We start from the raw sequence: 12686 nt of genomic DNA, 5'->3' as shown, positions 1-12686 counted from the left end.
CACGATGTGGGTAACGCTGTTTTTCGGGCGCCGTCGCCGCTGGCGCCAGGCGCAGTTGCCGGCGCTGGCGCAGCTGTCTCCGCCGCCCGCCGCGCAGGCATGGCGCCGTCTGCGTCGCCACCGACCGGCGATGATCTCGCTGGCGCTGCTGGTGCTGTTGGCGCTGCTGTGCCTGATTGGGCCGTCGCTGTCGCCGTGGCCTGACGACGCCGGCGATGTGCTGAACATCAATCAGGCGCCGAGCGGCGCGCATTGGTTGGGCACCGACTTTCTCGGCCGCGATATTTGCACCCGGCTGCTGCTGGCGGGGCGAATATCGCTGACCATCGGCCTGGTGTCGATGCTGCTGTCGGTGACGCTGGGTTATGTACTGGGGGCGTTCGCCGGTTATCTGGGGGGCGTGGCGGATCGGCTGATCATGCGCTTCGCCGATCTGTTGATGACCATTCCTGGCCTGCCGCTGCTGATCATCATGGGGGCGATGCTGACCGAACTCGACGTGTCGCCGGACTACCGTATCTACATGGTGATGATCATGCTGAGCCTGCTGGGCTGGCCGTCGCTGGCGCGGCTGGTGCGCGGCCAGATCCTGTCGCTGCGCGAGCGGGATTTCATGTTGGCCACCGAAGTGCTGGGGCTCTCCACTCGGCGGCGCCTCTTCGGCCATCTGTTGCCCAATACCGTGCCGATTTTGGTGGTGGTCGCCACCATGGCGGTGGCCAACGCCATCCTCAGCGAGTCGGCGTTGAGCTACCTTGGGCTGGGCGTGGTGCCGCCGACGCCGTCGTGGGGCAACATGATGGACGCCGCCAATAGCCTGATCGACTTTCAGCGCCGCCCCTGGCTGTGGATGCCGCCGGGGCTGGCGATCTTCGTCACCGTGGTGGCGATCAATATCTTGGGCGACGGCCTGCGGGACGCGCTCGATCCGAAAATGAGCGGGGTAAAACGATGAGTCAACCGCTGGTGGCGTTCGACCGGCTGTCGGTGTCGTTTCATGGCGAGCAGGGGCCGGTGCGGGCGGTGCAACAGGTCAGCCTTGAACTGCAGGCCGGGCAAACGCTGGGGATCGTCGGCGAATCGGGCTGCGGCAAAAGCGTGACCGCCATGGCGCTGATGGGGCTGTTGCCGCAGCCGCTGGCGCAGATAGACGGCGGTGAGATTCGCTTTGAAGGGCAAAACCTGCTGTCGCTGCGGGCATCCAAGATGGCGGATCTGCGCGGCAACCGGCTGGCGATGATCTTTCAAGAGCCGATGAGCGCGCTGAATCCGGTGTTGACCCTCGGCGAACAGCTGGTGGAGCCGCTGATTCGCCACCTGACCCTGTCGCCGAAAGCGGCCTGGCGCCAGGCGATTCAACTCTTGATGGAAGTGGGGTTGGCGCGCGCGGAGGCGCTGATGCGCTGCTATCCGCATCAGCTTTCCGGCGGCATGCTGCAGCGCGTGATGATCGCCATGGCGATCGGGTGCCGCCCGGCGCTGTTGATCGCCGACGAACCGACCACGGCGCTCGACGTCACGGTACAGGCGCAGATCCTGGCGTTGCTGCGTGAGCAGAGCCGGCGACACAACATGGCGATGATCTTGATCACCCACGATCTCGGGGTGATCGCCCAGATGGCCGATCGGCTGGCGGTGATGTACGCCGGGCGCGTCGTCGAGCAGGGAACGACCCGGGAAGTGCTGGACGAGCCGCGACATCCCTATACGCAGGGGCTGATCGCCTCGCGGCCGGTGCCGGGGCAGCGGCGACGCCGCTTGTACTCCATTCCCGGTCAGGTGCCGGATCTGGCGCGGCTGCCGGAGCATTGCGCTTTCGCCGAGCGCTGCGCGCAGGCCTCCGCTCGCTGCCGCGACGGCATTCCGCCGCTGTACGGCTCCCGTCAGCGTCAGTCCGCCTGTTTTCTCAATGCCGGAGGGCATCCGTATGTCGACTGAACCTTTGGTGGAAGTGAAAGGATTAAAGAAATATTTTCCGCTGCGCGACGGGCTGTTCGGGCGCACCACCGGCCAACTGAAGGCGGTGGATGATGTCAGCTTCAGCATCCGCAAGGGGCGCGTTTTCGGGCTGGTGGGCGAGTCCGGCAGCGGCAAAACCACCGTTGGCCGCACGCTGCTCGGCCTGCACGACAAAACCGCCGGTGAGGTGCTGTTCAAAGGGCAGGCGTTGGACGGCCTGAGCAAGGACGCGTTGCGCGCCCTGCGGCCGAAAATGCAGCTGGTGTTTCAGGATCCTTACAGCTCGCTGAATCCGCGTCTGCGCATGGGCGACGCCATTGGGGAAGCGCTGTTGCAACACGGTCTGGCGAGCAAGGCGGAACTGCGCGAACGGGTGCTCGATACCCTGGCGATCTGCGGGTTGTCCTCACAGCATTACGGGCGGTTTCCGCATGAGTTTTCCGGCGGCCAGCGGCAGCGTATCGGCATTGCGCGCGCGCTGATCCTGCAACCGGAATTTATCGTCGCCGATGAGCCGATATCGGCGCTCGACGTGTCGATTCAGGCGCAGATCATCAATCTGTTTTCCGATTTACAGGAGCGGCAGGGGGTGACGCTGCTGTTTATCTCGCACGATCTCGGCGTGGTGGAGCATCTGTGCCAGGATGTGGCAGTGATGTATTTGGGGCAGATCGTTGAGAGCGCCGATCGCGATGCGCTGTTCCGACAACCGCTGCATCCTTACACGCAGGCCTTGTTGGCGGCGGTGCCGACGCTGGATGCGCAACGCGCGCCGGCGTGGGTGGCCGGCGGCGAGCCGCCGAACCCCGCCAACCCGCCGCGCGGCTGCCGTTTCCATCCCCGCTGCCCGCTGGCCACGGCGCAGTGCCGCGAACAGGCGCCGCAGCTGCGCAGCGTGGCGCCCGGTCATCAGGTGGCTTGCCACCTGGTCGGTTAGCGTCAGGACAGGTAGTGTTTCAACGCGCGCCCGGCCTGGTGGATCGCCGAATGCACCGCCGGGACGTGGGCGAGCGGGTTCAACAGGCCGTAGTCGTGGATTAGCCCGTTGTAGCGGGTGGAGGTGACCTCGACGCCGGCGGCGTCGAGCAGACGCGCGTAGGCTTCGCCCTCATCGCGCAGCACGTCCAGCTCGGCGGTCTGCACCAGCGCCGGCGGCAAGCCCCGCAGCTGTTCCGGCGTAGCGTTGAGCGGCGAGGCGTAGATGTCTTTGCGCTGCGCTTTATCGGGCGCATAGCTGTCCCAAAACCACTTCATCATATTGCGGGTCAGGAAATGGCCTTCGGCGAACTGATGGTAGGAATCGGTATCAAAATGGGCGTGCGTAACGGGCCACAGCAGGATCTGGCAACGCAATGCCGGTAGGCCTTTTTCTTTGGCCATCAGGCTGACCACCGTCGCCATATTGCCGCCGACGCTGTTGCCGACCACCGCCAGCCGTGAACCGTCGACGTTGATTTTTTCGCCATATTCGGCCACCCATTCCGTGGCGGCGTAAGCCAGATTGATCGCCTGCGGATAGTGCGCTTCCGGTGAGCGGGGGTAGTTGACGAACACCGCCGCCGCGCCGGAACTGTAAACCAGATCGCGCACCAGCCGTTCATGGGTGGGAAAATCGCCCAGCACCCAGCCGCCGCCGTGAAAGAACATGAATACCGGCAATGTCTCCTTGACCCTGGCCGGCCGCACCAGCTGCAGCAGAATATCCTGGCCTTCTACGTGAATGGTTTTCTCGCTGATCTCCACCTCGCGCAGCGGCACGTCTACGCTGCGCTGCGCCGCTTCCAAAACTCTGCGCGCCTCTTTGGGCTTCATTTGTTCCATAGGTTTACCGCCGGCGGCATTCAGCGTCTCGAGAAACGCGCGGATGTCGTGCTGGAGGAGAGGCCGGCTGAGATCGACGGTTCGTTTGGGCATGGTGACTCCTTGTGCGCAGAAGAAAAAGTGCGGTCAGAATCACAGTGTAGTCGTTGGCGCATAAAGCGGGAGCCGCGGCCGGCGGCGATCGGCGCGGTTCGTTTTCCGGGGTGCTGCCGATGGAATAGGCGCTTCGTCGCCGCATTGCCCGATCCTGGCGCAGCGCTGCACCGGGTTGGGGCAAAAAGTGTGATGGCGAGCAAATCGGATGAAATTATTTTTGCGAGCGCGATCAGAAATCCTGAAGTTTTTCGCAATTGAATAGGATTTCGCGAGCAATGATGATTTTAGGCCTTATTTTTTAAATTATGCATTGCAAATGCATATAAAATGAATAAATATGCATTATAAGCCGTTGTTTTAACGTAAAAAATAGCAAAATCCGGCAAAAATCCCGTTTTGGCACGATAGCTGCTCTACACTCTTTATCAAACGACATGTATTTTAACTGCTCGTTAACATTTACTCCCCGCTCAGGGACCGGATAAGCGCCATAAATAGTGAAAAACCGATTTTATGTAACAGATTTGTTTCTAAATCAGCGGTGAGAGACAGCATTTTCTCCGCCGGGAAAGTCGGTTTTGAACAGCGGTTTTTTTGCATTGTGGCGGCCTAGCCGGGCTTGCGCGGTCCTTACAGTCAAAATTCAGCCTTTGCTGAGATTATGAGGTCACTATGGAACAGCCAATCGCAGTTACCCGCCAGTCTTTTGATGACTGGATGGTCCCGGTTTATGCCCCTGCCGATTTTATTCTGGTGCGGGGTGAAGGATCGCAGGTGTGGGATCAACAGGGTAAGTCCTACATCGATTTCGCCGGCGGCATCGCGGTTAACGCGTTGGGCCATGCGCACCCGGCGGTCAAGGCGGCGCTGGTGGAGCAGGCGGGCAAACTGTGGCATCTGGGCAATGGCTATACCAACGAACCGGTGCTGCGCCTGGCCAAAAAACTGATCGACGCCACGTTCGCCGACAAGGTGTTTTTCTGTAACTCGGGCGCAGAAGCCAACGAAGCGGCGCTGAAACTGGCGCGCAAACATGCGCATGACCAGCACGGCGCCGGTAAAGATCAGATTGTGGCGTTCAACAACGCGTTCCACGGCCGTACGCTGTTTACCGTGTCCGCCGGCGGCCAGCCAAAATATTCGCAGGACTTTGCGCCGCTGCCGGGCGGTATCACCCATACGCCGTATAACGATCTGGCCGCGGCGGCCGAGCTTATCAACGATCGCACCTGCGCGGTGATCGTCGAGCCTATCCAGGGCGAAGGCGGCGTGCTGCCGGCGGAAGCCAGTTTCCTGCAGGGGCTGCGTGAACTGTGCGATCGCCATAACGCGCTGCTGATCTTCGACGAAGTGCAGACCGGCGTCGGCCGCACCGGCCACCTGTATGCCTATATGCAGTACGGCGTGGTGCCGGACGTGCTGACCACCGCGAAAGCGCTGGGCGGCGGCTTCCCGATCGGCGCCATGCTGACCACCGATGCGCTGGCGAAAACGCTGGGCGTCGGCACTCACGGCACCACCTACGGCGGCAACCCGCTGGCGACGGCGGTGGCGGGGGAAGTGTTCTCCATCATCAATACCCCGGAAGTGCTGGAAGGCGTCAAGCAGCGCCACCAGTGGTTCATCGACGGGTTGAACGACATCAACCGTCAGTATCCGATCTTTGCCGAGATTCGCGGCGGCGGTTTGCTGATCGGCTGCCAACTGAAGAAAGACTATGCCGGCAAAGCGAAGCAGATCACCCAACTGGCCAACGAAGAAGGCGTTATCGCGCTGATCGCCGGCCCGGACGTGGTGCGTTTCACGCCGTCGCTGATCATCCCTGAGCAGGATGTGAAAGAGGGGCTGGCGCGATTCGCGCGCGCCGTGGCGCGCATTTGCAGCTAATCAGCGGGCTGCGCCTTCACCGGCGCAGCCTGATTCAGAAGAGGTTCGCATTATGATGATTATTCGCCCTATAGAGCGCCGCGATTTGGCGGATTTGCTGACGCTTGCCGGCAAATCCGGTATCGGTCTCACGTCGCTGCCGCAAAATGAAGATACCCTGTCGGCACGCATTGAGCGGGCGTTAAAAACCTGGCAAGGCGAACTTCCGCAAAGTGACCAGTGTTATTTGTTCGTGTTGGAAGACAGCGAGCGCCGGCAGGCGGTGGGGGTCTGCGCGATCGAAGTGGCCGTCGGCCTGGCGGAACCCTGGTACAGCTTCCGCGTCGGCACGCAGGTGCACGCTTCCAAACAGCTGAACGTCTATAAATCGGTGCCGACGCTGTTCCTCAGCAACGACCATACCGGGCATTCGGAACTGTGCACGCTGTTCCTCGATCCGGACTATCGTCACGGCGAGAACGGCAAGCTGCTGTCGAAGGTGCGTTTCCTGTTTATCGCCGCGTTCCGTGAACGCTTCTCCCGCCGTCTGATCGCCGAGATGCGCGGTTTCTCCGATGAAAACGGCCGTTCGCCGTTCTGGGAGAGCGTCGGCCACCGTTTCTTCTCCATCGAGTTCGCCAAGGCGGACTACCTGAGCGGCACCGGACAAAAAGCGTTTATCGCCGAACTGATGCCGAAACATCCGTTGTATGTCGATTTCCTGGCCGAAGACGCGCAGAAGGTGATCGGTGAAGTGCACCCGCAAACCCTGCCGGCGCGCCGCCTGCTGGAGGCGGAAGGCCTGAGCTATCAGGGCTACGTCGATATCTTCGACGGTGGCCCGACGCTGGAAGCCGAAATCGACCACATCCGTGCGGTGAAGCAGAGCCGCCTGGTCAAAGTGGTGCTGGATGACACGCCGATGCGCGCCGATGCGCCGGTCCATCTGGTCGCCAACGACAACTATCAGAATTACCGCGCACTGCTGGTCAATGCCGATCTGTATGACGATCGCCTGCATATCAACGCCGCCACCGCTGCGGCGCTGGGCGTCGAGCAGGGCAGCCCGGTGCGGGTACTCCCCCTTATTGCACAGGAGAAAGCATGATGTCCCATCCTGCACTGTTGATTAACGGCGTCTGGCGGCAGGGCCGCGGCGCGGAGTTCGGCAAGGCCGATCCGGTCGGCAATCAGCCGCTGTGGCGCGCCAACGCCGCCGACGCCGATGACGTCGCCGCCGCCTGCGAAGCCGCGCGCGCCGCATTTCCCGGCTGGGCGCGTACGCCGTTCGAGCAGCGCGAACAGCTGGTGAAACGCTTCGCCGCTTTGCTGGAAGAACATAAACAGTCGCTGGCGGAAACCATCAGCCGCGAGACCGGCAAACCGCGCTGGGAAACCCTGACCGAAATTCAGGCGATGATCGGCAAGGTGGGCATTTCACTGCAGGCCTATCAGGCGCGCACCGGTTTTAGCCAGACGGCGATGGCCGACGGCGCTTCGGTGCTGCGCCATCGCCCGCACGGCGTGCTGGCGGTGTTCGGGCCTTACAACTTCCCCGGCCATCTGCCGAACGGCCATATCGTGCCTGCGCTGCTGGCCGGAAACTGCGTGGTGTTCAAGCCGAGCGAACTGACGCCGCTGACCGCCGAGGAGACCCTGAAGCTGTGGCTGAAGGCCGGTCTGCCGGACGGGGTGATCAATCTGGTGCAGGGCGGCCGGGAAACCGGCGAGGCGCTGGCGGCCAGTGCGAATATCGACGGCCTGTTGTTCACCGGCAGCGCCGGCACCGGTTACCACCTGCATCGCCAATTGGCGGGGCAGCCGGAGAAGATCCTGGCGCTGGAGATGGGCGGCAACAACGCGCTGATCGTCGATGGTTTCGAGGATCGCGACGCGGCGGTCAACCTGGCTATCCAGTCGGCGTTTATCTCCGCCGGCCAACGCTGCACCTGTTCACGCCGCATTTTGGTGAAGCAGGGGGCGGAAGGCGACGCCTTTATCGCGCGTTTGGTTCAGGTGGCGGGCGAGCTGCGCGTCGGCCGTTGGGATGCCGAACCGCAGCCGTTCATGGGCGGCGTAGTGTCGGCGGCCGCGGCGGAAAACATGCTGAAAGCGCAGCAGCGCTTGCTGGCGCTGGGCGGTAAATCGCTGCTGGCCATGCGTCTGCTGGAGCCGGGCAGTTCGCTGCTCAGCCCGGGCATCATCGAGCTGACCGGCGTGGCCGGCGTGCCGGACGAAGAGTACTTCGGGCCGTTGACCACGATCGTGCGTTACCGCGATTTCGACGAGGCCCTGCGGCTCGCCAACCAGACGCGCTACGGCCTGTCGGTGGGATTGGTCTCGCCGCAGCGCGAGCTGTTCGAGAGGCTGCTGCTGGAAGCGCGCGCCGGCATCGTCAACTGGAACAAGCCGTTGACCGGGGCGTCCAGCGCGGCGCCGTTCGGCGGCGTGGGGGCTTCCGGCAACCATCGCCCAAGCGCCTTCTATGCGGCGGACTATTGCGCCTGGCCGATGGCGTCGCTGGAAAGCGAAAGCCTGTCGCTGCCGGCGACGCTCTCGCCGGGCTTGTCGTTCCGTTAATCGTCTGCGGCGGCGTCATGGCGTCGCCGCAGGCCATCCCCAGGGGATAGCCATGTCAGGATATGAAGTCAATTTCGACGGTTTGGTGGGGCCAACGCACCACTATGCCGGGCTGTCGTTCGGTAACGAGGCCTCTACGCAGCATCAAAACAGCGTATCGAACCCGCAGCTGGCGGCGAAGCAGGGGCTGCTGAAAATGAAGGCGCTGGCCGATCTCGGTTTCCAGCAAGGGGTATTGCCGCCGCAGGAGCGGCCGCATTTGCCGATGCTGCGTCGCCTGGGCTTCAGCGGCAGCGATGAGGCGGTGCTGGCGCAGGCGATGCGTCAATCGCCGCGTTTGCTGTCGGCGCTCAGCTCGGCGTCCTGCATGTGGACCGCCAATGCGGCCACGGTGTCCCCCTCGGCGGACAGCGCAGACGGCAAGGTGCATTTCACCGCCGCCAACCTGAACAATAAATTCCACCGCGCCATTGAAGCGGAAACGACCACCGACGTTTTGCGGGCGATGTTTAACGACGACCGGCATTTCGCCCACCATGAAGCGCTGCCGCAGGTGGCGTTGTTTGGGGACGAAGGGGCGGCCAACCATAACCGGCTGGGCGGCGATTATGCCAGGCGCAGCGTGCAGGTGTTCGTTTACGGTCGCCAGGAGTTTGGCGGCGAAACGGCGCCGGCGCGTTATCCTGCGCGCCAGACGCGCGAAGCCGGTGAGGCGATCGCTCGCCTGCACCAATTGGACGAGCAGCATACGGTCTTCGTGCAGCAAAACCCGGCGGTGATCGACCAGGGCGTGTTCCATAACGACGTGATTGCGGTCAGCAACCAGAACGTGCTGTTCCACCACCAGCAGGCGTTTTACCGCCAGCAACAGGCGCTGGATGAAGTGCGCCGCAAGATGGCGACGCTGGACAGCGAGCTGGTGGCGATCGAAGTGCCGACGGAGCGCGTCTCGGTGGCGGACGCGGTGGCGACTTATCTGTTCAACAGCCAAATTCTCACCAAGCCGAACGGCAAGATGATGATCGTGGTGCCGGAAGAGTCGCGCCAGCATGCCGGCGTGTGGCGTTATCTCAACGACATGGTCGGCAGCGGCGGCCCGATCGATGAAATCCGCGTGTTCGATCTGCGCGAAAGCATGCGCAACGGCGGCGGCCCGGCCTGCCTGAGGCTGCGGGTGGCGCTCAACGATCAAGAGCTGCGGGCGGTGAATCCGCGCGTCATGATGAACGATCGGCTGTTCGCGACGTTGAACGAGTGGGTGGATCGTCATTACCGCGATCGCCTGACGCAGGATGACCTGGCCGATCCGCTGCTGCTGCGCGAAGGGCGCGAGGCGTTGGATTCGCTGACGTCGATCCTCGGTCTCGGGTCCATTTATCCGTTCCAACGCTAAGGGAGGCGGCATGATCGATCTACTGCCTCTGACATTGGAAGGGAGCGAACCCGTCGAATGGCAAGGTGAAACCCCGCAGCTGCGCTGGCGCTGGCAGGGGGAAGGGGTGCTGGAGCTCACGCCGCGGCGGCCTTACCGCCAGGCGATGGTGATGTCGGCGGGCGTGCACGGCAACGAAACCGCGCCGATTGAACTGCTCAATCAGCTGGTCGGCGACCTACTGATCGGCCGATTGATGCTGACGGTGCGGCTGTTGGTGGTGCTGGGCAACCCGGCGGCGATGCGGGCGGGCAGGCGCTATGTGCATAGCGACATGAACCGCATGTTCGGCGGCCGCTACCGCAACTTCGCCGCCAGCGGCGAGACCGTGCGCGCGCAGCAGCTGGAGCGTGCGCTCGCCGCCTTTTTCGATGGGGAACCGGCGGCGCGTTTCCATTACGATTTGCACACCGCCATTCGTGAATCGCGATTGCCACGTTTCGGCATTCTGCCCTTCCAGAAACGCCCGTACAGTGAGCCCATGTTGAAGCTGCTGGATGCCGCCGATTTGGATGCGCTGGTGGTGCACAGCGCCCCGGGCGGGACTTTTAGCCACTACTCCAGCGAACATCTCAATGCGGCGAGCTGTACGCTCGAGCTGGGTAAAGCGCGGCCGTTCGGCAGCAACGATCTGCAGCAGTTTGCCGCCATCGATCGCGCTTTGCGGGCGGCGGTCAGCGAGGGGCCGTTGCCGGAGCGCGCGGGCGAGGCGATCCGGGTATTCCGTGTGATGCATTCGTTGATCAAACACAGCGAGGATTTCAAGCTGTACCTGGATGATGACACGGCCAACTTCACCGAGTTGAAACCGGGGATGTTGCTGTGCGAGCAGCCGCAGGAAGACTATCGCGTTGGCCAAGAGGGCGCGTGGATTCTGTTCCCTAACCCCACTGTGGCGCTGGGCTTGCGTGCTGGAATGCTGTTGAGCGAAGTTTCCCGTTCTACGCTGTATTGATTTATCCTCGGTGGCGCCGTCAGCGCGCCGCCGTTATTCTCCCCATTATTTCATTCTGCTATTTCCCGCTATTTTAATTGCCGTAAGGCGAATTTTATTCGTTCCGAATACCGCCCTTTATACGCGTGAATAAAAGGTTGTGTCAGGCCGTTATCTGAAAGCCTTAATTGCCCGGTGAGATTGTTAATATAAAAATGTGAAATAAGTAACGTTTTTAATAACCATGCTAATCTTATTGTTACTTTTGAATCGCGCAGAAAGCACGCAAAACGAAACCAAAATGCACCAAAATAGTGCGGTGCACCATTTTGGTTATAAGTTATGTGATAAAAAATTCTTATATTCAATAGGTTATGCGCTTTCATTTTTGACATATTTAGTTACAAATAAACATGCTTTCTCCTCGTTGTTTCATGAACTTTTTGATTTTAAGTTTTGATTCATGATGCTAATGTCACATCACCCCACATTAGGGGGGCTCATAAAATACCAAAAGATAAAATCACAGCCCAAACTATAAATTGGGCGTGACGGGCAGGGTTCTAATTATAATATCTAGGAAAATAAATGATGAAACGCAGTGTATTAGCCTTAGCTGTCGCCCTCGGGGCGATCACCTCCTTCGCCAACGCGGCTGAAATCTACAATAAGGATGGTAATAAACTCGACCTGTACGGCCGCGTTAACGCCAAGCATTATTTCAGCGACAGTAAGTCCAATGACGGCGATATGACCTATGTTCGCCTGGGCTTCAAAGGCGAAACGCAAATCAATGACCAGTTGACCGGTTACGGTCAGTGGGAATACAACGTCCAGGCCAATCACGACGAAGCGCAGGGCACCGCCGGCACCAAAACGCGTCTGGGCTTTGCGGGGCTGAAATTCGGCAACTATGGTTCTTTCGACTACGGTCGTAACTACGGGGTGGTGTATGACGCCGAGGCATATACCGACATGCTGCCGGAATTCGGCGGTGACTCCTACAGCTATACCGATAACTTTATGACCGCCCGTTCCAACGGTTTGGCCACCTACCGTAACCGTGACTTCTTCGGTTTGGTGGAAGGTCTGAACCTGGCGGTGCAGTATCAGGGTAAAAACGACGGCGACGGTCGCAGCGTGACCAAGCAAAACGGCGACGGTTACGGCCTGTCTCTGGACTACCAGGACATCGGCGGTTCCGGCATCGGCGTAGCGGCGGCGTTCTCTGATTCTAACCGCACCAGCAAGCAGAAAGAGCTGCAATATGGCAAGGGCGACAGCGCCACTGCATGGACCACCGCAGTGAAATACGATGCCAACCAGGTTTACCTGGCTGCGATGTATGCGGAAACCCGTAATATGACGCCGATCAGCGTCAATGGCACTTCCGGCTTCGCCAACAAAACGCAAAACTTCGAAGTGGTGGCCCAGTATCAATTCGAGAACGGCCTGCGCCCTTCCGTGGCCTATGTGCAGTCCAAAGGCAAGGATATCGAAGGGATCGGTGATGCCGACCTGGTGAAATACGTGGAAGTGGGGGCGACTTACTACTTCAACAAAAATATGTACACCTACGTTGATTATCAAATCAACCAGCTGAGCGACGATAACAAACTGAAACTGGCCAACGATGATATCGTTGCCGTCAGCTTGACGTATCGCTTCTAAGCGGCAATTCCATTACCTTCATCCTGTGTCGGGATTGGTAATCAGGCAGGGCGTAAGCCCTGCCTTTGTTTTATCGGGAGCTCAGCCTTTGGGCGCCAACCCGACCAGCTCAATGGCGGAACGCAGCGCGGCGAAACGTTGCTGATCCTGCTCACGCTCTATTTCGGTCACCAACTGTGAAAGAATATTGCCGCCGGATACTTTTTTATGGTTTTTGATTAACTGCAACACTGCGTCGCCTAACGCCAGGCTGACGTCGCGCAGCAGAGTTTCATATTGCTCGTTGGAATGAGCTGATGCTGGCATGACCTTTCTCTGTCTCTCTCT

11 protein-coding genes are annotated in these 12686 nt (G+C 60.6%); 9 read left to right on the top strand and 2 right to left on the bottom strand.

Annotated elements, in window-relative coordinates; all coding sequences use genetic code 11:
* Positions 1–4: 4 nt before the first annotated feature.
* From opp4C to ACUTQY_RS01935, 3 genes are read left to right on the top strand one after another with little or no spacing between them, the layout of a single operon-like run.
* Complete coding sequence (gene opp4C / locus ACUTQY_RS01945; RefSeq protein WP_046687269.1) at positions 5–955, top strand: oligopeptide ABC transporter permease; 951 nt, start codon at positions 5–7, stop codon at positions 953–955.
* Positions 952–1938, top strand: coding sequence for an ABC transporter ATP-binding protein (locus tag ACUTQY_RS01940; RefSeq protein WP_046687268.1), 987 nt, complete (start codon positions 952–954; stop codon positions 1936–1938). The genes opp4C and ACUTQY_RS01940 overlap by 4 nt, the downstream gene beginning before the upstream one ends.
* On the top strand, positions 1928–2896 hold the full coding sequence (locus tag ACUTQY_RS01935; RefSeq protein ID WP_128868475.1) for an ABC transporter ATP-binding protein: 969 nt from the start codon (positions 1928–1930) through the stop codon (positions 2894–2896). The genes ACUTQY_RS01940 and ACUTQY_RS01935 overlap by 11 nt, the downstream gene beginning before the upstream one ends.
* Before the next feature lie 2 nt (positions 2897–2898).
* Here ACUTQY_RS01935 and ACUTQY_RS01930 read toward each other — a convergent pair whose 3' ends face one another.
* On the bottom strand, positions 2899–3873 hold the full coding sequence (locus ACUTQY_RS01930; RefSeq protein WP_046687266.1) for an alpha/beta hydrolase: 975 nt from the start codon (positions 3871–3873) through the stop codon (positions 2899–2901).
* 675 nt (positions 3874–4548) lie between these two features.
* Here ACUTQY_RS01930 and ACUTQY_RS01925 point away from each other — a divergent pair.
* From ACUTQY_RS01925 to ompC, 6 genes are all read left to right on the top strand, one after another.
* Positions 4549–5763 (top strand): aspartate aminotransferase family protein, encoded by a 1215-nt coding sequence (locus ACUTQY_RS01925; protein ID WP_015378175.1) that lies wholly within the window; start codon positions 4549–4551, stop codon positions 5761–5763.
* A gap of 52 nt (positions 5764–5815) precedes the next feature.
* The gene (gene astA / locus ACUTQY_RS01920) at positions 5816–6850 is read left to right on the top strand and encodes an arginine N-succinyltransferase (protein ID WP_004934585.1); all 1035 of its coding nucleotides are present in this window, start codon (positions 5816–5818) and stop codon (positions 6848–6850) included.
* Positions 6850–8322, top strand: coding sequence for a succinylglutamate-semialdehyde dehydrogenase (gene astD, locus ACUTQY_RS01915; RefSeq protein ID WP_046688497.1), 1473 nt, complete (start codon positions 6850–6852; stop codon positions 8320–8322). Before astA ends, astD begins: the two co-directional genes overlap by 1 nt.
* Positions 8323–8374: 52 nt before the next feature.
* Positions 8375–9715, top strand: coding sequence for an N-succinylarginine dihydrolase (astB, locus tag ACUTQY_RS01910; protein WP_046687265.1), 1341 nt, complete (start codon positions 8375–8377; stop codon positions 9713–9715).
* 10 nt (positions 9716–9725) lie between these two features.
* Positions 9726–10709, top strand: a complete 984-nt coding sequence (gene astE / locus ACUTQY_RS01905; RefSeq protein ID WP_046687264.1) for a succinylglutamate desuccinylase — start codon at positions 9726–9728, stop codon at positions 10707–10709.
* A 567-nt stretch (positions 10710–11276) separates the two neighbouring features.
* Positions 11277–12359, top strand: a complete 1083-nt coding sequence (ompC, locus tag ACUTQY_RS01900) for a porin OmpC (protein ID WP_046687263.1) — start codon at positions 11277–11279, stop codon at positions 12357–12359.
* Positions 12360–12440: 81 nt separating this feature from the next.
* Here ompC and ACUTQY_RS01895 read toward each other — a convergent pair whose 3' ends face one another.
* The gene (locus tag ACUTQY_RS01895) at positions 12441–12665 is read right to left on the bottom strand and encodes a biofilm development regulator YmgB/AriR family protein (RefSeq protein WP_016927388.1); all 225 of its coding nucleotides are present in this window, start codon (positions 12663–12665) and stop codon (positions 12441–12443) included.
* Positions 12666–12686: the final 21 nt, after the last annotated feature.

It is taken from the genome of Serratia sp. TSA_130.1 (assembly GCF_052691795.1).
The sequence above is the reverse complement of the archived record's forward strand: the minus strand, read 5'-3'. Positions and strand labels throughout refer to the sequence as shown.